The sequence below is a fragment of the Corallibacter vietnamensis genome (genome assembly GCF_039537875.1).
In the GTDB taxonomy this organism is placed as follows: Bacteria; Bacteroidota; Bacteroidia; order Flavobacteriales; family Flavobacteriaceae; genus Corallibacter; species Corallibacter vietnamensis.
In genome coordinates this window covers 1-22,858 of record NZ_BAABBI010000007.1, presented here as the reverse complement: position 1 = coordinate 22,858, position 22,858 = coordinate 1, and the positions used below count along the sequence as shown (strand labels likewise).

The window sequence follows — 22,858 nt, the reverse complement described above, 5'->3', positions numbered from 1 at the left end:
ATATACAAATTGAATAAAAAACTAAATTTCGTCTTAATACTACTGTTTGTTATTCCCTTCTTTGGGTTTTCACAAACCGGAACTATAAAAGGTATTATACTTAACGAATCTAACCTACCGGTTTCAAACGTTAATATTTCAACAGGTAATAATGGAACAACTACAAATGAAAATGGTTTTTTTGAGCTTCAAATACCTGCAAACGAAAATATATCTGTAGAGTTTACACACCTATCTCACAAACGCATTGTAGCAACTTTTAATCTTAAAAACGGAGAAGCTATAGAGTTTAATCCCGTAATGAAAGAAGCCATAGAACAAATTTCTACAGTAGTAATATCAAGTAAACAGCGTAAAGATGTTGAAGGTATTGTAACACTAGAACCAAAAGCTATAAGACGAATACCTGGTGCAAATGCAGGTGTAGAAAACTTATTAAAAACGCTTCCAGGTGTAAGTAGCAACAATGAATTAAGCACACAATACTCGGTAAGAGGCGGAAACTTTGATGAAAACCTTATTTATGTAAATGGCATAGAAGTTTACAGACCTTTTTTAGTAAGATCTGGACAACAAGAAGGTTTAAGCTTTGTAAATACTGATTTGGTTCAGAATGTTAATTTTTCAGCTGGTGGTTTTCAAGCTAAATATGGCGATAAACTATCTTCTGTGTTAGATATTACCTATCGTAACCCAGATAGTTTTGCAGTTAATACAGATTTAAGTTTATTAGGAGGAAGTTTATCTGTTGAAGGAAAAAGCAAAAATTCAAAATTAAGTGGAATTGTTGGTGTAAGATATCGTGACAATAGCTTACTTGTTAAAGCTAAAGAAACAGAAACTAATTACGACCCTAAATTTGCTGATGTTCAGGCATTTGTTACTTATAAATTTTCTAATAAATTTCATTTAAGCTTTTTAGGAAACGCCTCAATAAACAAGTATAATTACGAACCTCAAAAAAGGCAAACTAATTTTGGTACCTTACAAGATCCTTTAGCCCTATTAGTTTTTTATGAAGGGCAAGAAAAAGATCAATATCAAACATATTTTGGAGCATTAAAAGGAACATATTTTGCCAATGAAAACCTAACTCTAGATCTTGTGGCTTCTACCTATCACACTTTAGAAGAAGAATACTTTGATATTTTGGCTGAATATAGACTTGGTGAAGTAAACACCAACATTGGTGATGAAGATTTAGGAGAAGTTGAATTTAGTGAAGGTATTGGTGGTCAATTAAATCATGGTAGAAATGATATTGATGCATTAATTACTAACATTGAACAAAAAGGAACTTATACTCTAGATGAAAATGAATTTAAATGGTCTGTTAAATATACAAATGAAGATATTAGAGACCGATTGGTAGAATGGGAAGTTATTGACTCTGCTGGTTTTTCTATAAACCCACCAACTGTAGATGCTTTTAACGAACAACCTTATGCGCCTTACGACGGCCCATTAACTCCTTTTCAAAACGTTAGAGCAACAAATAAAACACAAATTCAAAGACTGCAAGCTTACTTACAATGGAGCAAACGAGCTTCACTAGGAGAAAACGACATATGGTTTAATATAGGTGGTCGTATACATAACTGGAATGTAAGTGGCGATGGCATTCAAAGCAACTCTCAAACAGTTATTAGTCCAAGAGGTCAGTTTGCAATAAAACCTAATTGGGATAAAGACATGCTTTTTAGAATTGGTGCTGGTTTATACTATCAACCACCATTTTATAGAGAATTGCGCGATTCTTTAGGTATTGTAAACCCTAATGTAAAAGCTCAACAATCTGTACATATAGTTTTAGGAAATGATTATAGCTTTAAAATGTGGGATCGCCCTTTTAAGTTAACAACAGAAGCATATTACAAGAAAATAAATGACGTAAATCCATATACTGTAGAGAATGTTCGTATCAGGTATAGAGCAAAAAATAATGCTGAAGCTTATGCGTATGGTTTAGACATGCGATTAAATGGTGAATTTGTTCCTGGTACTGAATCTTGGTTTAGTTTTGGCTACTTAAAAACAGAAGAAAACATAGATAACCGTGGTTATATTGCAAGACCTACAGATCAACGATTAAAGTTTGCCGCATTATTTCAAGATTATGTGCCTAACTTACCTAAAATGAAAATGTATTTAAACTTAGTTTATAATACAGGTTTACCAGGAGGCTCTCCTAGTTATGCAGACCCTTACGAATATCAAAACCGCTTACCAGATTACAAACGTGCTGATGCTGGTTTCCAGTATGTTATTGTAGATGATAAAGACAACTACACATCTGGCTGGAGAAAACCTTTTAAGTATTTATCGTTAGGCATTGAAATTTTCAACCTATTTGACACTCAAAACTCAATTACAAACACATGGGTTAGAGATGTTTATAGTAAACGCCAATATGGTATCCCTAACTACTTAACTCCAAGAGTTTTTAACGTAAGAACTACAATGAAATTTTAAGTAGTTTTATTTAGCAATTAAGTTAAGAGAAACAGTTAATAAATTTCCATTACCGCTGTATCGTTCAGCCCAAACCTCTATATAATCTGTAGGAGCCAATTCTATGGTTCCTATAACTGCTACAGCTCCTATATCATTATTAGACCCTATTTCTCTGTAAACACGAGTTTCTTCAACTACAGAGCCGTTTTTGGCTAAATAGAATACAAAAATAGCATTGTTGTTACTACCTCTAAAAGATAAACTTGTTGATATATTAAAGTATCTGCTCTTGCTACCTTCATAAACAATTCGGTTGTTTCCAGATCTTGAAAACCTAAATAAATTATTTGATGTTGTATCACCTAATAACTTTAATCTACTTGCCGTTCCTGTTCCTGTAAAAGTTGTTGTAGCACCAAAACCTATTGGGTAATTTAAATTAATATCACCTGTGGCATTACTATCTTTTTCAAGAGGAACACCTGAACAATTCACATCCCAATCAGTAGAAAAATTATAACCAGAATACGTGTTTGCAGTGTAACCTTTTATACGTTCTCCATCTCCTGCAAAGCTAATCTCTGACAATGATCCTGAAATATTTATTGTTGGGTTTAAGCTCACATCAATTCCTATTTCATTAATATCTGTCACTACTCTACCATTAGCCATTTGAAAATTATCAAATTCTCCTGATACATCTAGAAATGTTCCTTCATTAGCTTCTGTCCAAAAAACATTTTGAACAAAAAATGATTTTATATCGGAAATGTCAAGCCCATCAGATGTATTTACCACTTGTAATACAGAGAAGAAAACAACGTTTAAGTTACTTAACACACCCAAAGAAGAAGCTCCAGTAATAACAACACTATAACCTATTATATTTTCTGATGGACCTCCGGTTATATCAAATACTTGCTGATTATTACCGTTTATTAAAACATCTTTTAATCGTCCGCCTTTGGTACCGCTAAATAAGGCTGTGCCTGAATTATTAACTAGTATATCTTCACCTGTATCATGTCCTTCAATATAAGCACCGTTTAAATCAATAGGAAAATCAAATAAAATAGTACCATTAATCTCGTACATATAATCGCTATTCAAAATATACTTAGAACCGCCTCCTACAGCTAATTCGTCTGCTAAATCTGCAACAGATTTCACTAACTTATAATTGTCACGCTTTTCAGCTCCTTTTACTGGTAACCAACTAGTACCATCATAGAAGTAAAATACAGATTCATTGTTATCAAAAACGAGTAATCCTTTAGCTGGATCTGTAATTGCTAAACGTTGTGCTGTAGACATTCTTGGTGCTAAAAGACCTTGTGTTGTTGATGATACATCTAACAATGCAGACTCATCTGGTGATGTTGTTCCAATACCTACTTGAGAATACCCATAAGTAGATATAAACAGAACAACTACCAAAAAAAAGTAGTTTTTCTTGAATTTCATAATAAGGTTAAGTTTTAAGTGAATGTGGCTGGTTTGGGGTTATTCACTTTTGGTTGCTATTAATTAGCTTAAAGTTACAAAAAAATGCTATTCACTCCAATTTTTTTAAGAGGCAAAAGCTAAAAAACTGTTAACCAACAAATTCTTGTAACACACTAACAACGTAATCAATTTCTTCTTTAGTATTAAATTTACTAAAAGAAAATCTCACAGATGGTTTCTGTTGATCTTCTTCATTCAATATGTGCATTAAAACATGAGAGCCTTTTCCGCTTCCACTTTGACAAGCACTTCCTTTAGAGCAAGCTATTCCTTTTAAATCTAATTGAAACTGTAAGGTTAGCGCCTTTTCAGGAGACATAGGCAAGCATACATTTATTAACGTATAAGTGCTTTTTACCTTATCATCGCAATTACCATTGAATTTCACATTAGGAATTGCAAATTTTAAAGCTTCTTTAAAGTAATCTTTCAATTCTTGCACATAAGCACGTTCTTCATCCAAATTTTGATAAGCTAACACAAACGCAGTTTCTAAACCTTTAATGTTATGTACAGGTTCAGTTCCGGCTCTAAAGCCACGCTCTTGAGAGCCTCCAAAAATAAGTGGTTTTAAATTGCTATTCTTTCTTATAAAGGCAAACCCTATACCTTTAGGTCCGTGAAATTTATGTGCCGCAGCTGTCATAAAATCTATGGGAACATCTTGAACATCCCATTCAAAATGTCCTATTGATTGTACAGTATCACTATGAAATAACGCATTGTTACTTTTACATAATGTTGCCACTTTTTTTATGTCTAAAATATTTCCTATTTCATTATTTACATGCATTAAGCTTACTAATTTACGCTCATCATTTGCAGTAAGCAAACGCTCTAAATCTTCATAGTCTGGTGTTCCGCAATCTTGAAGTTTAACAAACTCTACAGTAACATCATATTCATTACGTAATTCTTCAACAGTATGTAAAACAGCATGATGTTCTATAGGCGACGTAATAATAGTAGTAACATTTGCATCTCTTACAGCACAACGTAAAATCATGTTGTCAGCTTCAGTACCTCCAGAAGTAAAAATAATTTCTTGAGGTAAAGCGTTTAATTGCTTTGCTATTGTTTTTCTTGTAGTCTCAATTATAGTTTTTGCTGAACGACCAAAGGCATGTGTTGATGATGGATTACCATAACACTCGGTTAAAACTTTTTGCATAGAGTCAACAACTTCTTGTCTTACTTGTGTGGTTGCAGCACTATCAAAATATACAGTCTTCATAAGTTTTAAGTTAGCTTTTATTATAAACGGTGTGCAAAAATACTTCAAATAAAATTATTTACAAGAAGCCTCGTTATATATTTGGTAAATCTTTTATTTTTGTGACATATAAAAATTGACTATGCGTAACCTTATATATATTTTATCTTGTTTGTTATTACTTACTGCTTGTGATGATGGCGATGTTATAACAGTAGAAATAGAGTTTGATGATACTTTTGAATCTTGTGGTGACATAGTTTTTTACAAAACAAAATCTAATCCGCCTGAATCGTTATCGCTTCAAGTTACATCTCCGGCGCTTACTTTTGAAGATTTAATTGAGGTTGAACCTATTGAAGACGGTTCTACAATTATGCAAGTTTCAAACCCAGTAACAGATGTTGAGATTAACGGTGTAACAAATTTATTTAATTACCGAACATATAACGTAGACCCTAGTAATTTTTTCTGTAACGATATACCTCCTGCTAACATTTTAATTACTCAAGATTTATCAAGTGCAGGCGGAACAGCTTTAATAATGGTTGAATTAATAGAAGACGATAATGATGGTGTTCCTGCTGAACTAGAGGATATAAACGGCAACGGTGATTTAACAGATGATGACACGGATGGTGATGGTATTCCTAACTACCTAGATGAAGATGATGATGGAGACAATGTGCTTACCATAACAGAATTGAGTGACAATGACCTCGTAGATGCTAATGGTGATGGTGATTTTGATGATGATATAGATGGAGACCCACTTACAAATGTAGTTGATACCGATGGCGACGGTATTCCTAATTATTTAGATAATGACGATGATGGTGATGGCGTTTTAACAATTGATGAAGAAAATCTAATTCAAGATGAAAATCCAGCTAACGACTTTACCAACCCTGATGTAGCTGATTACTTAAATGCTGATGTAGCTGAAACCGTTCCTGCAACAGCCTATAGAGAACATACTATTTATCAAGAATTTGAAGTTAGTGTTGAGATAAACGGTGTTAGTTTCCCTACAATTACTCAAGAATTTTTCGACTTTGGAACATTAGAAAACACAAATTTATCAACTGAAAGAAATATAACACCAGATTTTTAATTAGGTGAAACATTTTGATAAATATAAACCTCTGTGGCTCCTAATCCATATTTTTGATAGTTAGCCTCATAAAATTTCACATTGTTATAACGACCAAATAAATATTCTAGTTCTGTTTTAAGAACGCCTTGGCCAACACCGTGAATAAACACAACTTTTTGAATACGTTTGCTAATAGCAAAATCAAGCTGTCTTCTTGCAGTATCTAACTGCAACGTTAACATGTCGTGATTATTCATACCTCTAGTTGAATTTGTTAATTGGTGTATATGCAAATCAACCTCCATAGTTGGTTGGTACTTCTCTTTTGCCTTTCGTGTTGGTTGTTTCCTCTTTTTTGGGGTTTCTTTTTCTTTTATTATATCAGAAATAGGAATATGGTTTACAGGCAAGGCCTCTTTTAGCACAACAAGCTCATGACTATCAAAATCAAGTTCAAATCCATCAGCAGTTTCTATAGTTATTGTAGTCCCATTAACTTTTACAACATGACCAATCATATCATCATCAAGAACTGCTACTTGTTGCCCTTTTTTAAACATGATTATCTGGATTTGTATCGTTATTCTTATCCGACTTACTTGGGATATCTCTAGAAATCCTATAAATACCCAACATTAAAATTACAATTCCTGTTATTAAAACATATGTATTCTGCTCATCACCTGCTTTAGAGTATATAGCCACAAAAGCTCCTATTAAAATTAATATATAATCTAAAATATGCTTGTTTTTCATAGTTATATCGACATTTTATACCATAAATCGAAAATACTATTAATTGTCTATTCAATAAATTTATATCCTCTTTTTTTTAATTAAATTTGCATTTTGTATATTTAAGTACCCCACTTAATTTATTTACCAATATTTTGAGCTATGAAAAAAACCTACATATTTATCGTCATTGTATTTATTTTTAATACTGCATTTTCCCAAGATTTATATATTAATAATAACAGCTATTTGTATGCTAAAGATGTGCCATTATTTGTTAATAATGATATTAGAATGGAAACAAATACATCAAATCTATATTTGAGAGGAAATGCACAATTAATTCAAAATAACGACGTAAAAAATTCAGATGCAGGAAATCTTTCTGTATACCAACAACAAACAACTGGAGTTTATGAATATAATTATTGGGCTTCACCTGTAGGAGAAAGTATTGATGGAACAACAAAAGCAAACGTACCTTTTAACGGTTCTAATATATTTGATCCACAAGATGAAACAGATATAAAAAACGTAAACGCCACACCTTATGCGTTTACAAATTCATACAACGCAACTCCTTCTGCGCTTGCAAGCTACTGGTTATTTACTATGGAAAGCGGTGGCGGCTATGCAGATTGGGTACAAATAAGAAACACAGGCGATGCAGCACCTGGTTATGGTTTTTCTCTAAAAGGAAGCCCTAATGCAAATAACACATTAGATTTTAGAGGTCGTCCTAATACCGGAGATATTACTGTAAACTGTTATTTTAATGGTACAGATTCTGATCCGCAATCTGGATCTAGCAATCAAGTTGAAACACTGACTGGAAACCCTTATCCATCTGCGCTTGACCTAAAGCTATTTTTTGTGAATAACGTTGATAATCAAAATAGATTAGATGGAAATATTTACTTCTGGGAGCAAAAACAAGTAAACTCTCATGCTTTGCTTGATTATGAAGGTGGTTACGCCGTGTATACTCCAGGTGATTTAAATGATTTATATGATGATGGTACTTATACTGTTGCTACTTTTGAAAGTTATGATAACCATGGTGGTAATCCTACGCCTACTGCTGGTACAAGTCCAGATTATAAAGACAACCACAAAAGACGTTATGCTGCTGTAGGTCAAGGATTTGTAATAAGCAGTGCTGATAATGGTGGCGCTCCTGCTGGTGGCGTTATTACATTTAGTAACTCTATGCGTTTATATTTACCAGAAGATTCTACAACTGATGGTAGTGGCGCTATATTTGGTAGGTCAGAAAATACGAACTCTAATGAACAAACAGTTGCAATGTCTCATAATGGGTTAGATTACATGGACATTTTAAACAACACAACTATAATTCCAGAAATTCGTATTCACACAAGAATAAACAATACATATTATAAAGAAAGTGTTATAGCTTTTAGACAAAACGCTGATTTAAACTATAATAAATTCTCTGACGCTAAAAATGCTTCAGTTCTTCCTAATGACAACTATTTAATGGCTGGTAGTAACGAATTATCTATCAAATCAATTAATTATAGTCCAGACGCTCGTATTCCTTTTGGTTTTGAATCTCAAGGGCAAAACACAACATATAGTGTCACTGTAAATAGCTTAAAAGATGTTCCTGAAGATGTTAATGTATATGTTTTTGATAAAACTACAGGTGTTTATACAAACATTAAGACAGGAACTTTTGAAATTTCTCTTCCTACTGGAACATATAATAACCGTTTTGAAATCACATTTGATTCACAAACACTTTCAACAAATGATGATGTTATAGCATTAAATGATTTTAAGATTTTACAAAACAACAACAATTCTCAGCTTGTATTAATTAACCCAAAGCAATTAGCTGTTAAGAGTGTAACGCTTTTTGACATCAGCGGAAAACGTGTTTTAAATGAAGTAGATTTAGACACTAAAGATCGTTATAGTTTTTCTACAAAAAACTTAAGCGAAGGTGTTTACATTGCTAAAGTTCTTTTTGAATCTAATCAAGAAACTACAAAAAAGGTTATTATATCAAATAAAAAATAATACTTAAAAAGCATCTTTTTTTATAACTTTGGTTTGTACTGATATTAAAGTTATACAATCTCACTTATGGAAGAATACATGCTACCTTGTCTAAACAAAAAAATTTTCGGATTTGATTGTTTAGGGTGCGGTTTGCAGCGTGCTGCAGCATTATTAATTCGTGGAGAATTTGTTGAGGCTTTTTATATGTATCCTGCTATTTATACACTAACCCCTTTGTTTTTAGTTATTGGCTTAAATTTTTTCTTTAAATTTAAACACGCTAGCAAAATTATAAATACACTAGCTATACTTACAGTTGCAATTATTATTGTAAGTTTTACTATTAAAATTATTAATTAAACAACCAACTTATTACATGGAACAACAAAAATTAAACCCAACAATTGTTTACGTACTTGCTATTTTAGGCCTTTTATGTTGCTGCTTTGCTGGTTTTGGATTTATTTTATCTGGAATTGCTTTTTTTATTGCTACATCTAAACTAAAAGAAGCAAAAGCAAATCCAGAAAACTATGAGCCTGCAAGTATTAAAGCTATGGACACGGCAAAAATTATAGCTATGGTTATTTTTATCATAAACATACTATATTTAGCTTGGTCTATCTATCAAATTTTTGCTATTGGTGGTTGGGATGCTTATATGGAGCAAGTTCAAGACACAATGCAACAAATACAAGAACAACAAGGCAATTAAGCCTGATACATGAAATAAAAAAGCGACCAATTTAGGTCGCTTTTTTTATTTACTATTATTGAAACGTTTTACTTTTCAAAAGCTTTTAATGTTTTAGTAATAATAGATACACAATCTAATAATTGTTCCTTTGTCATAACTAACGGCGGAGCAAATCTAATAATGTTACCGTGTGTTGGTTTTGCTAATAATCCGTTATCACGCAATGCTAAACAAATATTCCAAGCTGTATCACTGTCTTCATCATCATTAATAACAATGGCATTCAACAAGCCTTTTCCTCTTACAAGATTTACCGTATTACTTGTTTCTATATATTTATTTAATTCACTTCTGAATAAGTTCCCTAAATCTTCAGCTTTTTCAGCCAATTGCTCGTCTCTAACAACTTCTAAAGCAGCAATTGCAACCGCAGCAGCAACAGGATTACCGCCAAAAGTACTTCCGTGGTTTCCTGGCTTGATAACATTCATAACATTATCATTGGCTAAAACAGCACTTACAGGGTATGCTCCACCACTTAAGGCTTTTCCTAAAATTAGTACATCTGGTTTTACATTTTCATGATCTACGGCTAGTAATTTTCCTGTTCTAGCAATACCTGTTTGCACTTCATCTGCAATAAATAATACATTGTATTTTTCGCAAAGTGCTTTTGCTTTTGCTAAATAGCCTTCGCTTGGCACATAAACACCAGCTTCACCTTGTATAGGTTCTGCCATAAAACCTGCTACATTCGGGTTACTTTTTAATTCAGCTTCTAGAGCTTCTAAATTGTCATAAGCTATTTTTACAAACCCTTTAGTATATGGTCCAAAATGCTCACGAGCTACAGGATCATTAGAAAACGAAATAATTGTCGTAGTACGTCCATGAAAATTGTTTTCACAAACAATAATATCAGCTTCATTTTCATCTATTCCTTTTACTTCATATGCCCATTTTCTACAAAGTTTTAAAGCAGTTTCAACAGCTTCAGCGCCTGTATTCATAGGTAATAACTTATCAAAACCAAACATCTCTGTGGCAAACTTCTCATATTTACCTAGCATATCGTTATAAAATGCTCTAGATGTTAAGGTTAGTGTTTTTGCTTGAGACACCATAGCGTCTACAATTTTAGGGTGGCAATGTCCTTGGTTTACCGCAGAGTAAGCCGACAGGAAATCATAATATTGTTTTCCTTCTACATCCCATACATGCACGCCTTCACCTTTACTTAATACTACTGGTAATGGGTGATAATTATGTGCGCCATACTTGTTTTCTAAATCCATCGCTTCTTGCGATGTTAATTGGTCTAAAACAGCCATTTTTATAAATTTTTAAAGTGAAAAAAAAATAACCATTCCTTATCTACCTTTATCCTTCCGAAAAGTCTCGGAAATTCAGCGTGGGAAAGAAATCATCCCTAGAGGCTGCAAATTACTAAATATTACAGCCGATTAAAAACAATTTAGTTCATTTTTAACGTAGACTACTTTTTTAGTAAAATTTCAAACTGATCGTTTAAAATAGTCATAGCTTTGATTACTTTTGCAGCATGCCAAGAAGAGATAGAAATAAGTTTGTAAGACGTGGTCAGCTAATTGAATTAGATATTGTTGACTATGCATTTGGTGGCAAAGGAATTGCCAGAATTAATAACGAATTGGGTAACTTTGTGCTTTTTGTACCTAACACGTTGCCAGGTCAAAAAGTTACAGCACGTGTGGTGAAATCTAAAAAAAATTATGCCGAATGTAAATTGATAGATGTTTTACAAAAATCGGTTGATGAAGTTGACTTAAACTATCATGAAATTTCTGGTGCGCCTTACATTAATTTACCTATTGAAAAACAACACCAATACAAGTACACCAGTACGATGGACTTGTTTAAAAAGATTGGAAAAGTAACCGATATAGAAGATTATTTTGATGAGTTTGTAGCCTCTCCTAACCTATTTCACTACCGAAATAAAATGGAATATAGTTTCTCGGCAATTGGATACGATCATGACAAAAAAACCGATGTTGATGAGTTTACGCTTGGTTTTAAACGTCGTGGTACATGGTGGATTGGTGACAACCTTGATAAAGACAGTGGTATTTTTGATAAACAATTAGAGGATAGTTTGATTAAAATTAAAAACTATTGTGAAGCAACTGGTCTTGCGCCTTGGCACGCACCAAAACGTGAAGGTTTTTTCAGATATCTTGTTGTAAGAAAATCGTTTAAAACCAATCAATTATTATTTAATCTCGTTACAACATCGCATCAATTATCAACATTTGACTTAAATGCATTTGCGCAATTTTTAGTGGCTTTATTTGGAGATCGTGTTGCAGGATTACTCCATACCATAAATGACGAACAAGGCGATCGTACTATTGCAACTACAGGCAGTATAACACTTATTTATGGCGAAGACAAGATTGTTGAAGAACTACTTGGACTAAACTTTGAAATAAGTATGAAAAGCTTTTTTCAAACCAATCCAAAATCGGCAGAGAAACTATATTCTAAAGTAGTTGATTATGCTTTAGAAGATAAGGATGCCGTAGATAACTCGGTTGTTTTAGACTTATTTTGTGGTACAGGAACTATTGGGCAAATTATTGCATCAAAAAGCAACAACACCAAAATTGTAGGTGTAGATATTATTGCATCGGCCATAGAAGATGCCAAACTAAATGCCAAACGAAATAATATTGAAGGACTTGAATTTTACGCAGAAGATGTTGGTAAGTTTTTAAGCAAATACCCACAGTACAAGAACAAAATACAAACAATAATTCTAGATCCGGCTCGTTCTGGAATTGCTCCTAAAACCCTAAATAAAATCATAAATTTAAACGCAAAACGTATGGTTTATGTATCTTGTAATCCTGCAACACAAGCAAGAGATACAGAAACTTTAATGAATGCAGGCTTTAAATTGAAAAAAATAAGTTTAGTAGATCAGTTTCCACATACATCACATATAGAAACTGTTGTACTTTTTGAAAAACAATAAATACATGAAAAAACTATTTGGTTTTTGCTTTCTTTTACTTTTCACAATAAGTTGTGAACGTGATGATATTTGCCCTGAAACAACCATAACAACACCACGACTTTCAGTTGCTTTTTACGATATTAATATACAAGATGAAGACACTGCAAAAAATGTAGGCAAATGCCGTATACAAGGTGTTGGTAATGATGCGCCATTATCTGGTTATGAAGGTTCTTCTGCAAAGAATACTGTTTTATTACCTCTTAAGACCACAACAGATAACCCTGATGGTATAACCCATACGACACAATATAGCATTATAAAAGGTTACAACTATAATGACAATGGCACGCCTGATGATACTAGTGACGATATTGTAACTGGTAATGAAGATATTATAACCATTACTTACACAACAGAACAACAATATGTATCTCGTGCTTGTGGCTACAAAACAGTTTTTAACAACGTGAGAATAAGTGTTGAAAACGACAGTGATAACTGGATACAATTAACTCAAGCTGTAACAGATAACCTAACAATTCAAAATGAATTATCAGTACATTACAAAATTTACCATTAATATTACCATTGCATTATTTAGCCTAACGGCTTTGTCTCAAAATGATAGTATACCATCCGAAACTGTTACAGAAACTGTTGCGGACTCTATAAAGCATAAACAAAAATATGGTTTACGTTTAGGTGGTGACGTAAGTAAATTAATACGTTCATTTATTGATGATGACTATAAAGGCTTTGAGATAAACGGTGATTTTAGGATTACCAAACGATGGTATTTAGCCGGAGAAATAGGCACCGAAGAAAAAACTACCAAAAACGATTACCTTACTGCTACCGCAAGTGGTACCTATTTTAAAGCAGGAGCTGATTACAATGCATATGATAACTGGTATGGCATGCACAACATGATATATGGTGGTTTTCGTGTTGCTGCAAGTACTTTTAGCCAAACAAGAGATAGCTTTTCATCTTATTCTCAAGACCAATATTGGTCGCCACAGTATAGCTCTACTATAAGTGAAAAATTTAGTGGTTTATCGGCTATATGGTTAGAATTTATTGCTGGTTTAAAGGTAGAAGTTTTAAGAAATTTATATCTAGGCGCTAATATTCAATTTAAATATGTAGTAAGCCAAGATCAACCTGATAACTTTGAAAACCTTTATATACCTGGTTATAACAAAACTTACGATAGCGGTAAGTTTGGTTTTGGTTATGGATATAATATCTCTTACTTAATTCCTATTTTTAAAAAGAATAAGTAGCCTTTTGAGACTACTTATTGTATTTTGCTTTTTTACTGCCCTCATACATCACATATTTTACTAAACGTGATTCTAACTTGGCATTGTAAAGTTGTATTTTTCTTGATGGTCTTAAGCCTACATGTTTTAATGCACCTAGGTTTGATGTAATAAACCAAGCGTCTGTACCTGGATAGTTTTGCTTAAGCGTATCTCCTATACTTGCATAAAACTTTTCCATATCAATATCTAAACGCTCACCGTAAGGCGGATTAAACACCATATGTAGTTTGTTTTCTCCGGCTTTTTGGGTTTTAAAGAAGTCTTCGTGTTGTATGGTTATGAATTCATCTAAATGTGCGTTTTTGATGTTGTCTTGTGCTTTTCTTACGGCGCTAGGTGACTTGTCATATCCTATTATTTCATGATGAAAGTCTCTTGTTTTCTTTAATAGAGACTCTTCTATTTTTTCAAATAAATCTACATCCCAATCTTGCCAGCGCTCAAAGGCAAATTCTTTACGCATTAGGTTGGGTGGAATGTTACAGGCAATCATTGCGGCTTCGGCAAGTATGGTACCACTACCACACATAGGGTCCATGAAATCACTTTGTCCGTCCCAGCCTGATAGCATTATGATACCTGCTGCAAGCACCTCGTTTATTGGAGCTATGTTTGTTGCCATTTTATAACCACGCCTGTGTAGTGATTCTCCTGAAGTATCTAAAGAGATGGTACACTGATTTCTATCTATATGTACGTTTATTTTTAAATCTGGGAAACGCAAATCTACATTAGGGCGCTCTTTTGTGGTATCTCTAAATTTATCTACAATGGCATCTTTGGTTTTTAGGGCAATGTACTTTGAGTGTGTAAATACTTTTGAGTGTACAGTAGCATCTATGGCTAGAGAGCCTGTGGGTTTTATATAGTTTTCCCATGGCATTTTGTAAACTTGGTCATAAAGGTCTTGCTCACTAATAACCTTGAAGGTTTTAATGGGTTTTAGTATTTTTATAGCTGTACGCAATGCTAAATTTGCTTTGTACATAAACCCTTTATCACCAACAAAGCTTACATTCCTAACACCTGTTTTTACATCTTGGGCACCTAGTTGTATTAATTCTTTTTCTAATAATGCCTCAAAGCCAAATAAGGTTTTGGCAACCATTTTAAAATTATTCTCCATTGTAGATATTAAATAGATTACAAAAATACAGTATTTTTGTGGCAACTAAAATGAAATGGGTTAAGGATTGAGCAATTGTTGAAGCTCTTTTTATTGTGCTATGGCACAAATAAAAAAGCGACTTGCGAAAGCCTGACGCTAAGCGCAGTATGCAGCTAAGCGTAACCCCCTAAAAAATAATATTCTGGTTATAATCTGGATATTGCTATGACAAAAGATACAACGCAGTGGTATGCTTCTTGGTTTGACACGCCATATTACCATATTTTATATAAGGATAGAGACTATAAGGAGGCGCAACAGTTTATGGATACGCTTACGCAGTATTTGAACTTGCCTGAACAGGCTAGTGTATTAGACCTAGCTTGTGGTAAAGGTAGGCACTCGTTATACTTGAATACTTTAGGGTATGATGTTACTGGTGTAGATTTGTCTGAAAATAGTATTGCTTATGCCAAGCAGTATGAAAATGATAGTTTGCGCTTTGAGGTTCATGATATGTGCAAACCGTTTAATAAAACCTTTGATGCGGTGTTTAACTTATTTACTAGTTTTGGATATTTTGAGCATGAAGCAGATAACTTACGTACTATAGAGGCTATAAAGGCCAACTTGAATACGTATGGTTTTGGCGTGATAGATTTTATGAATACAGATTATGTCATTGATAATCTTGTGACTAAAGATGTAAAAACTGTAGCAGGTATTGATTTTTGCCAAGAACGTTATGTAAAGGATGGCTATATTATAAAGGATATTTCTTTTACTGATGCTGGTAAGGATTATAGTTTTCAGGAGCGTGTAAAGGCCTTGACGTTATCAGACTTTATGGAGCTTTTTGATAAGGCTGGTGTTTACCTATTGGATGTTTTTGGTGATTATAAATTACATAGTTTTGACAAGCAAAGCTCGGAACGATTAGTGATGATATTTAAATAAATGAAGCAATACCTATTACCTATACTCGCAGTTGTTTTTGGGGTTATTATTGTAATACTTACCAAAAGAAAAAATATAATAAACACTAGGTTGCTACTAGCTTTTAGTGGTGCTTTTTTATTGGCTCTTACGCTTTTTGAATTGTTGCCAGAGGTGTATCATCATCTTGATGCTAAACAAACGGGCTTGTTTATCATGCTTGGTATTCTTATTCAGGTTACGCTAGAGTTTTTCTCTAAAGGTGCAGAACATGGCCATGTGCATTACCATAACAACCAGCAGTTTCCTTGGGCTATTTTTATTAGTTTATGTATTCATAGTTTTTTAGAAGGTTTTCCTATACATCATCATAATGATATGGTTTATGGTATTTTGGTTCATAAGATACCTATTGCGGCTGTTGTTACTGGTTTTTTGCTAAATGCGCATTGTAATAAATGGTATGTAGCACTTTTTCTTATTGTGTTTGCATCTATGACACCCTTGGGGACTTTTATATCAAATCATGTAGCTGTTATGGCTGATTATGTTGATATTGTTAATGCTATTGTAATTGGTATATTTTTACATATATCTACCACTATTTTGTTTGAAAGCAGCGAGGGACACAAGTTTAATTTGACCAAGTTACTTACCATTATACTGGGAGTAGCTATTGCATATTTTATATAAAGCGTATGTTTAGTAAAGAGGCTTCACGAGAGCTTAAACAATTGTTTTGGACAAGCTTTGGGAAATCTTTTCCGAGGAAATGGATTTTGTATAACACAAAAATAAAGGGCGTAAGTTTTAAGTTTTATTTTGACACAAAAAAGGCACTTGTGACTCTAGACCTAGAGGATGATTTAGAAAACCGCATTACATACTGGGAGCGCTTGGAGTCACTAAAAAGCTTGCTACTGAATGATTTTTTACCTAATGCTATATTTGAAGATACTTATTTTTTAGATAACGGTAAAGAGATATCGCGTATATATGTGCCTTATAACCATAAGGTTTCTATACATAATAAGGATACTTGGCAAGAGGTTATGGTGTTTTTTAATGAGACTATGAGTGCTTTTGAGGATTTTTATATGACGTATGAAGATGTTATAAAACCCTAATTTTATTTATATTTATAAGCAAACAAACATCAGGTCACGTTGCGCATATATTTTTATAACTTCCGGTTTAAGGCATGTTTTCTTTTTGTAGTATTTGTATTTGGTTATGGTTTTTGCCAAACGGATTACCCTACGCCTCCTATTACTACCTCTACGCTATTTTACATACAGCATAGTAACAACTACAACACTTATATGTATGATGCCCGCATGCAAGATGGTGTTATATTGCCTGAAAACCCTGTAGAGGCTTACCGTATTGTGTATACCGAAGGTGGTATAAAAAAACCACTTACAGAAATACAAAAGCGCCTTGCTTATGGTATACGCTATACTAAACTGACCACAAATTTTTATGAGTTAGAGCTTGCTGCACAAAAACAAACGCCGCTTTTTCTTGTTCTGGATGATAGCGGCACACCAAAGGTTTATACAACTATAAACAAGCGCAAGATGTTTATAAACAATATGTTTATACAACTAAAGAATAAAAATCCGTTGCTTGGTTTTGAAGTAAGGTATATTCGTTTTGAAGGTACTGATTATTATACTGGTGCTACTACTAAAGAGGTTTTGCTTATTGAGAATTGAAAATTGCTAATGGGCTATTGATAATGCATGGCCAATAACTGAAAGAACATGGCCAATAACTGAAAGAACATGGTCAATAACTGAAAGAACATGGTCAATAACTAAAAGAACATGGTCAATAACTGAAAGAACATGGTCAATAACTGAAAGAACATGGTCAATAACTGAAAGAACATGGTCAATAACTGAAAGAACATGGCCAATAACTAAAAGAACATGGTCAATAACTAAAAGAACATGGGCAATAACTGAAAGAACATGGTCAATAACTGAAAGAACATGGTCAATAACTGAAAGAACATGGTCAATAACTAAAAGAACATGGGCAATAACTGAAAGAACATGGTCAATAACTAAAAGAACATGGTCAATAACTGAAAGAACATGGTCAATAACTAAAAGAACATGGTCAATAACTAAAAGAACATGGTCAATAACTGAAAGAACATGGTCAATAACTGTATATGAGTAGTGAGTAGTGAGTAGTGAGAGGTTGATTGCGCGCTCCTACTTTACTATGTTATTTTTAATTGTTTGTTTTTGTGTGAGATAAAGAGGCATGAATTTATGTTTATATGACAAAAAGTGGCTTTGTTTTATAAAAAATCTGTTAGATTTGTAGGTGTATATATAATAAAAATAAACACACTAGTGTGTTTATCCACATGTTGTGTGTAATTTAAGAAAACCGAATAGAAATCAAAGTTTGATGAAAAAACTATACTTAATCCTATTGATTTTCTTTGTTCTTAGCTGTAAGGAAAAACAAAAAAAGAATATCTCCGAAAAGCAAGAACAAATTGAAATTGATTTAAAAGAAGTAAAAACTAAAAAGACTGAATTAAATCGCACAGATTCAATTACAGATGTAGCTATAAAATTCATTAATGACTACGTTTCTAATTCTAACAAAATGAAAGAGCAGATTGGAATTATTGAATTTGTTAATGCTCATCCAAATGTTAGCACTGAATTTAAAACAGAACTCAAAAGAATGATTGAAGAGGCAGAAAAATCTGAACCAGAATATGGATTAGGTTTTGACCCAATTTTTGACGCTCAAGATTACCCTGATAATGGATTCAAACTTTCAGAATTTGACTCAAACACAAATTATTTAACTGTGGAAGGTATAAACTGGAAAGAATTTACAATAACAATGAAAATTAAGGAACTTGATAGTAAATGGTTTGTAACAGGCTGTGGAGTGATAAACATTCCAAAAGACAAACAAGCAAAACGATAAAAACTACACACAACACAGTGTATAAAACATAGCTAATAAGTGCTTAACCGAAAGGATTGTTTATATTTAGAAAGTCCGCCAAATTTTTAATTTGGCTTTTAAAAAGAGAAAAAATTAAAAACAAAATATAAAAATTCGGCTCTGTGTTAACCCGAAGAGTTAGTGTCTTTTTGCACGCTACGTTTCATACACAAGTCCGTTGCCTGTAATTTGAAATGAACCTCTGGAAATCCATAAAGAACATTCTAAAAAGTCCAAAAGAGGACAAATGGACAGCTGAAAAAGACGCAGTTTATTTTCACGAGGACTCATACAGACAGGTTGAGATATGTCCTTTCGAAAATTTGAGCTATTTAAAAAAGCAGAATTTTGAAATTGGACAATTTGCGGAAAATCATTCTGACGGAATTGGATATACAGAAATCTATGAAAGAGAGGAAAATCCGATTTCTATTTATGATAAAAACATTCCATTTTCGGAATTAGATGAATTACTAATTTCACTCGGATTTAAGAAAAAAATAAAAGTCTATGAAGGCTATGGCTCAACAAGCTGGAGATGCGAAAACACTTTTGCTTATGAAATGAATCGAGCTTTAATTTTTGTCTATCCTGAAGGCGAATTTGTGAAAGACTTTTGGATAGATAATTTCCGTTTCGAAGAGGATAAAGAAATTATAGAAAAATTAAAAAACGGATTATTGAAAATTGGAACTGAATATGATTTAGTCCTAAACGATTGGAATTTGACAATGGTTTTTGACTTAAGAAACGAATCAGAAATTGAACAATATCTATGTGCAGATTTATAAAAACTACAGGCAACAACGGCTATAATTCATTGCGGTTGAATTCCTTATCGGAATTCAACGCTTATTTGCTATCTTTCGGCTACGGCGGAAAGAATCCTGCGGATTTTTCCGCAACGAAATCATAGCCAAAACGTTAGCGGGCATTGCGCAACTCGCGTAAAAAAAACCTCACGCTACCGCCAAAAAAGAATTCCACACAAGCGCATAAAAAAGACGCACCAAACCGCTCAAATTTTGAAAATTAAAATAGCCGTGTTTACGTGGCGGTTAAAATTTAGAAAACGCTCCGCAATCGCAACGCACGACTTTTAAAAAGTGGTGTGTAAAAGTTGGGCGTAAAAACTGCACAGAAAAAACAAAATGTTGCGGCTGGTTTGCGCAAATCTGACCGTTAAAAACGCGCAGAAAAAAAGTAAAAACGACCCGCTAACAAAACCTAAAATTCATGCGGGGTTTAGGGTTTGCCCGTTGGTTTGTTTTTGTAAATTTCGTCACGGTTGACTTGGACTGCGTCCGCGTCAAGCCGCACGAAATTTTAGCTGAACGTTATGCCACATTAAACCAATCATTACGGTCAAAACGGACTGACCATCCAAAATAGTCGAATTAATTTTGTAACGACTTAAAAAAATATTACATTCGAGTACTGAAAATAATGAAAGACTTAAAATCGTAAAAAGTAAGTCTATTAATAATTAAAACAATTTTTATGAACAAATCAATAAATTTATTATCTATTTTATTATTGGTTTTATTCTTGTCAGTTTCCTGCACAAGTGATGAAACCATTAAAAATGACGATAATGCCGAAAAAACTGAATTTCAAAAAATATCAAATTTAAAGTTAAATTTGAATATAAAATTTGAAACAGGAAAAGAATATCCGATAGAAGAAGATGAATTATCAAATTTTATTTCAGAAAACTATGAAGAAATAAATAAAATTGAAAAAGGTTTTGCCCTTACTTTTAAAAAAATAAAAAAGCAAATAGTTTATTCTATAGATAATTTAGAGACATTGCAATCAAAATTGGATGGAGACCCTCCAGGTTTTTGGTCTGAAGGTGATGGTTTAAACTGTACGAAATGTAGGAATCAAGATTGTGTAAAAAGCGCTTTAACAGATGCCGCAGGAGATGGTTCTTCTCAAGTATTTATCTCAATGACTCCGAATTACACATTAGGAGTTCAGACATCTTTAACCGTATGTTATGGATCTCTTGCCGATATTATAGCAGAATTCGAACCGTGAAAAAAATATTATAACGTGGCATAACAAAGTATATAAAAAATAGCAGTTAAGAGCTAAGCTTAAAAGTTTATTTCTTTTCTGCTATCTTTGTTTTATGATGCGAAAATAATTTCGTCTAAATCTGCTACTTCTCATATACAAAGCTGTTGGCATTCATTGAGCAGAACCGTTAAAAATGACAATTATGAGTAATTTAAAAGACATTAAATCGGAAATTGAAAAATATGCGAATGACTCAAATCTGACTGAATTGAACATAAAGAATATAAAAAATCCTAATGAACATAAATTCAACATCTGAATTTAACTCGTTTGTGGAATTGAAAACTGAATTGAAAACCAAAACCCGAATTGAATGCGGAATTTAGCATATTGCGGAATTGCTCACTTAATTGGAATTGAAAACTAAAAAGTAGAATATGAAAAACATCTTTATTTATTACTTGACAATTTTAACGCCACTTGCAATTATAATTTGGCTGAACAAAACCGAATCTATAAATTCCACATATTTTGTGGGACTTTTATTTTTCTATTTATTAATTTTTAGAACTTATATAGATGGAAAAAGACTGTCTGACAAAAATGTAATTCCTAAAAAAGATATTTGGAAAATGATAATTCCAGGAAAACACATTGAGTATTTTAAAGAACTATATCTGAAATAAGATAAGAACTAAAAATATAGCGGAATAAAAACAACGAAATGCCAACACTGTATATAATTTATTGCTAGTTCTAGCCTACTTACGAAAATCCTCGCGGATTTTCTATTTGGTTTGTATTTGCTAAATTAGGTGCTTAAGACACGCAACAAACCATATACAACAACGTTACCCAACATTTGAACTCACTCAAAATCAGACAAATTGAATAACAGAATTGAAATACAAATAAGCAAAAAGAAAATAATCTTATTATTAATAGCTTCAATTGGATTTGTTATTTGCGGAATAATGTTTGTCTACGACCCACAAAATTTTGTATCCGAATACTTAATTAGATACAGAATGTTTAATAATCCAGAAATGATTAGAATAATTGGTTTTGTTGCAATTGTTTTTTTCGGAATAATTGGATTTTATGGAATTAAGAAGCTATTTGATAAAAAAGTAGGACTAATTATTGACTCAAGCGGAATTACTGACAACTCAAACGCTTCGAGTATCGGGCTCATAGAATGGAATGATATTTTAGACATCAGGACAGAGCAAGTTGTGTCGACAAAGTTTCTGCTGATTGACATTGAGAACCCTGAAAAATATATTGGAAAAGCAAAAAGCAGAATGAAAGCCAAACTTATGCGGTCGAATATGAAAATGTACGGAACACCACTTTCGATTACATCCAATACCTTAAAATATAATTTTAGAGAACTTCAAAAATTAATGCAAACTGAATTTAAACGAAATAAAAACGTTGGGTAACAATGTATAACCGCAATTACGGCGGATTCGACTACGTCCGAATCCACTCGGAATTGCTAAAGCCTGCGCTAAACCGAAAATCATTAACTTTAATCCCGTAACTGACGGTTATACGTATTCCAAGGTAAAAAACAAGCCTTAATTCAATAATTTGTTGCGGCTATATTTACAAAAGGTGTACCTCTTTTAATTACTGCAAAACTGCGTGCTAAAATTTTATTTCTAACGTTGTTTAAAGCTATCATTTTGTGTTTGCCTTCGTCTAGTTTTCTTTGATAGTATTTTTTTAATTCCTGATCTG

23 protein-coding genes are annotated in these 22,858 nt (G+C 32.9%); 17 read left to right on the top strand and 6 right to left on the bottom strand.

Annotated elements, in window-relative coordinates:
* The first annotated feature begins 9 nt into the window (after window positions 1–9).
* On the top strand, window positions 10–2,472 hold the full coding sequence (locus ABD690_RS13005; protein WP_344731028.1) for a TonB-dependent receptor: 2,463 nt from the start codon (window positions 10–12) through the stop codon (window positions 2,470–2,472).
* A 6-nt stretch (window positions 2,473–2,478) separates the two neighbouring features.
* Here ABD690_RS13005 and ABD690_RS13000 read toward each other — a convergent pair whose 3' ends face one another.
* Together ABD690_RS13000 and ABD690_RS12995 are read right to left on the bottom strand one after the other, a co-directional pair.
* Complete coding sequence (locus tag ABD690_RS13000; protein WP_344731027.1) at window positions 2,479–3,918, bottom strand: cell wall anchor protein; 1,440 nt, start codon at window positions 3,916–3,918, stop codon at window positions 2,479–2,481.
* A 130-nt stretch (window positions 3,919–4,048) separates the two neighbouring features.
* On the bottom strand, window positions 4,049–5,194 hold the full coding sequence (locus ABD690_RS12995) for a cysteine desulfurase family protein (RefSeq protein WP_344731026.1): 1,146 nt from the start codon (window positions 5,192–5,194) through the stop codon (window positions 4,049–4,051).
* A 121-nt stretch (window positions 5,195–5,315) separates the two neighbouring features.
* On the opposite strand from ABD690_RS12995, the gene ABD690_RS12990 reads away from it, so the two are divergent.
* A complete protein-coding gene (locus tag ABD690_RS12990) occupies window positions 5,316–6,287 on the top strand; it encodes a hypothetical protein (RefSeq protein WP_344731025.1) in 972 nt (323 codons plus the stop codon).
* On the opposite strand, the gene ABD690_RS12985 is transcribed toward ABD690_RS12990, so the two are convergent.
* A complete protein-coding gene (locus ABD690_RS12985; RefSeq protein ID WP_344731024.1) occupies window positions 6,284–6,829 on the bottom strand; it encodes a Smr/MutS family protein in 546 nt (181 codons plus the stop codon). The genes ABD690_RS12990 and ABD690_RS12985 overlap by 4 nt on opposite strands.
* Window positions 6,822–7,025, bottom strand: a complete 204-nt coding sequence (locus tag ABD690_RS12980; RefSeq protein ID WP_344731023.1) for a hypothetical protein — start codon at window positions 7,023–7,025, stop codon at window positions 6,822–6,824. The genes ABD690_RS12985 and ABD690_RS12980 overlap by 8 nt, the downstream gene beginning before the upstream one ends.
* Window positions 7,026–7,166: 141 nt before the next feature.
* On the opposite strand from ABD690_RS12980, the gene ABD690_RS12975 reads away from it, so the two are divergent.
* From ABD690_RS12975 to ABD690_RS12965, 3 genes are all read left to right on the top strand, one after another.
* Entirely contained in the window at window positions 7,167–9,050 is a 1,884-nt protein-coding gene (locus tag ABD690_RS12975) for a T9SS type A sorting domain-containing protein (RefSeq protein ID WP_344731022.1), read from the top strand.
* Between the two features lie 66 nt (window positions 9,051–9,116).
* Complete coding sequence (locus tag ABD690_RS12970; RefSeq protein ID WP_344731021.1) at window positions 9,117–9,392, top strand: DUF2752 domain-containing protein; 276 nt, start codon at window positions 9,117–9,119, stop codon at window positions 9,390–9,392.
* 16 nt (window positions 9,393–9,408) lie between these two features.
* Window positions 9,409–9,747: a CCC motif membrane protein gene (locus ABD690_RS12965; RefSeq protein ID WP_344731020.1), complete on the top strand. Its 339-nt coding sequence runs from the start codon at window positions 9,409–9,411 to the stop codon at window positions 9,745–9,747.
* 68 nt (window positions 9,748–9,815) lie between these two features.
* On the opposite strand, the gene rocD is transcribed toward ABD690_RS12965, so the two are convergent.
* Window positions 9,816–11,060, bottom strand: coding sequence for an ornithine--oxo-acid transaminase (gene rocD, locus ABD690_RS12960; protein WP_344731019.1), 1,245 nt, complete (start codon window positions 11,058–11,060; stop codon window positions 9,816–9,818).
* Between the two features lie 230 nt (window positions 11,061–11,290).
* On the opposite strand from rocD, the gene rlmD reads away from it, so the two are divergent.
* From rlmD to ABD690_RS12945, 3 genes are read left to right on the top strand one after another with little or no spacing between them, the layout of a single operon-like run.
* Window positions 11,291–12,745, top strand: coding sequence for a 23S rRNA (uracil(1939)-C(5))-methyltransferase RlmD (gene rlmD, locus ABD690_RS12955; protein ID WP_344731018.1), 1,455 nt, complete (start codon window positions 11,291–11,293; stop codon window positions 12,743–12,745).
* A 4-nt stretch (window positions 12,746–12,749) separates the two neighbouring features.
* Window positions 12,750–13,310: a DUF6452 family protein gene (locus ABD690_RS12950; protein ID WP_344731017.1), complete on the top strand. Its 561-nt coding sequence runs from the start codon at window positions 12,750–12,752 to the stop codon at window positions 13,308–13,310.
* Window positions 13,276–14,016: a DUF6048 family protein gene (locus ABD690_RS12945; protein ID WP_344731016.1), complete on the top strand. Its 741-nt coding sequence runs from the start codon at window positions 13,276–13,278 to the stop codon at window positions 14,014–14,016. The genes ABD690_RS12950 and ABD690_RS12945 overlap by 35 nt, the downstream gene beginning before the upstream one ends.
* A gap of 10 nt (window positions 14,017–14,026) precedes the next feature.
* Here the strand turns inward: ABD690_RS12945 and ABD690_RS12940 are convergent, their stop codons facing one another.
* Entirely contained in the window at window positions 14,027–15,184 is a 1,158-nt protein-coding gene (locus ABD690_RS12940) for a THUMP domain-containing class I SAM-dependent RNA methyltransferase (RefSeq protein WP_344731015.1), read from the bottom strand.
* 207 nt (window positions 15,185–15,391) lie between these two features.
* Between ABD690_RS12940 and ABD690_RS12935 the strand changes: the two genes are divergently transcribed.
* The 9 genes from ABD690_RS12935 (at window position 15,392) to ABD690_RS12895 (ending at window position 22,557) form a co-directional block, all read left to right on the top strand.
* Entirely contained in the window at window positions 15,392–16,123 is a 732-nt protein-coding gene (locus ABD690_RS12935; RefSeq protein ID WP_344731014.1) for a class I SAM-dependent methyltransferase, read from the top strand.
* On the top strand, window positions 16,124–16,795 hold the full coding sequence (locus ABD690_RS12930; protein ID WP_344731013.1) for a ZIP family metal transporter: 672 nt from the start codon (window positions 16,124–16,126) through the stop codon (window positions 16,793–16,795).
* A gap of 5 nt (window positions 16,796–16,800) precedes the next feature.
* Entirely contained in the window at window positions 16,801–17,229 is a 429-nt protein-coding gene (locus tag ABD690_RS12925; protein ID WP_344731012.1) for a DUF4268 domain-containing protein, read from the top strand.
* 39 nt (window positions 17,230–17,268) lie between these two features.
* Window positions 17,269–17,820 (top strand): DUF4833 domain-containing protein, encoded by a 552-nt coding sequence (locus ABD690_RS12920; RefSeq protein WP_344731011.1) that lies wholly within the window; start codon window positions 17,269–17,271, stop codon window positions 17,818–17,820.
* Between the two features lie 709 nt (window positions 17,821–18,529).
* Window positions 18,530–19,066 carry a hypothetical protein gene (locus tag ABD690_RS12915; RefSeq protein WP_344731010.1) on the top strand — a complete coding sequence of 179 codons (537 nt, stop codon included), beginning with the start codon at window positions 18,530–18,532 and terminating at the stop codon, window positions 19,064–19,066.
* Between the two features lie 215 nt (window positions 19,067–19,281).
* Complete coding sequence (locus ABD690_RS12910; RefSeq protein ID WP_344731009.1) at window positions 19,282–19,878, top strand: hypothetical protein; 597 nt, start codon at window positions 19,282–19,284, stop codon at window positions 19,876–19,878.
* A gap of 709 nt (window positions 19,879–20,587) precedes the next feature.
* Window positions 20,588–21,130, top strand: coding sequence for a hypothetical protein (locus tag ABD690_RS12905; RefSeq protein WP_344731008.1), 543 nt, complete (start codon window positions 20,588–20,590; stop codon window positions 21,128–21,130).
* Between the two features lie 419 nt (window positions 21,131–21,549).
* Window positions 21,550–21,798 carry a hypothetical protein gene (locus ABD690_RS12900; RefSeq protein WP_027127313.1) on the top strand — a complete coding sequence of 83 codons (249 nt, stop codon included), beginning with the start codon at window positions 21,550–21,552 and terminating at the stop codon, window positions 21,796–21,798.
* Window positions 21,799–21,999: 201 nt separating this feature from the next.
* A complete protein-coding gene (locus ABD690_RS12895) occupies window positions 22,000–22,557 on the top strand; it encodes an STM3941 family protein (protein ID WP_344731007.1) in 558 nt (185 codons plus the stop codon).
* Window positions 22,558–22,858: the final 301 nt, after the last annotated feature.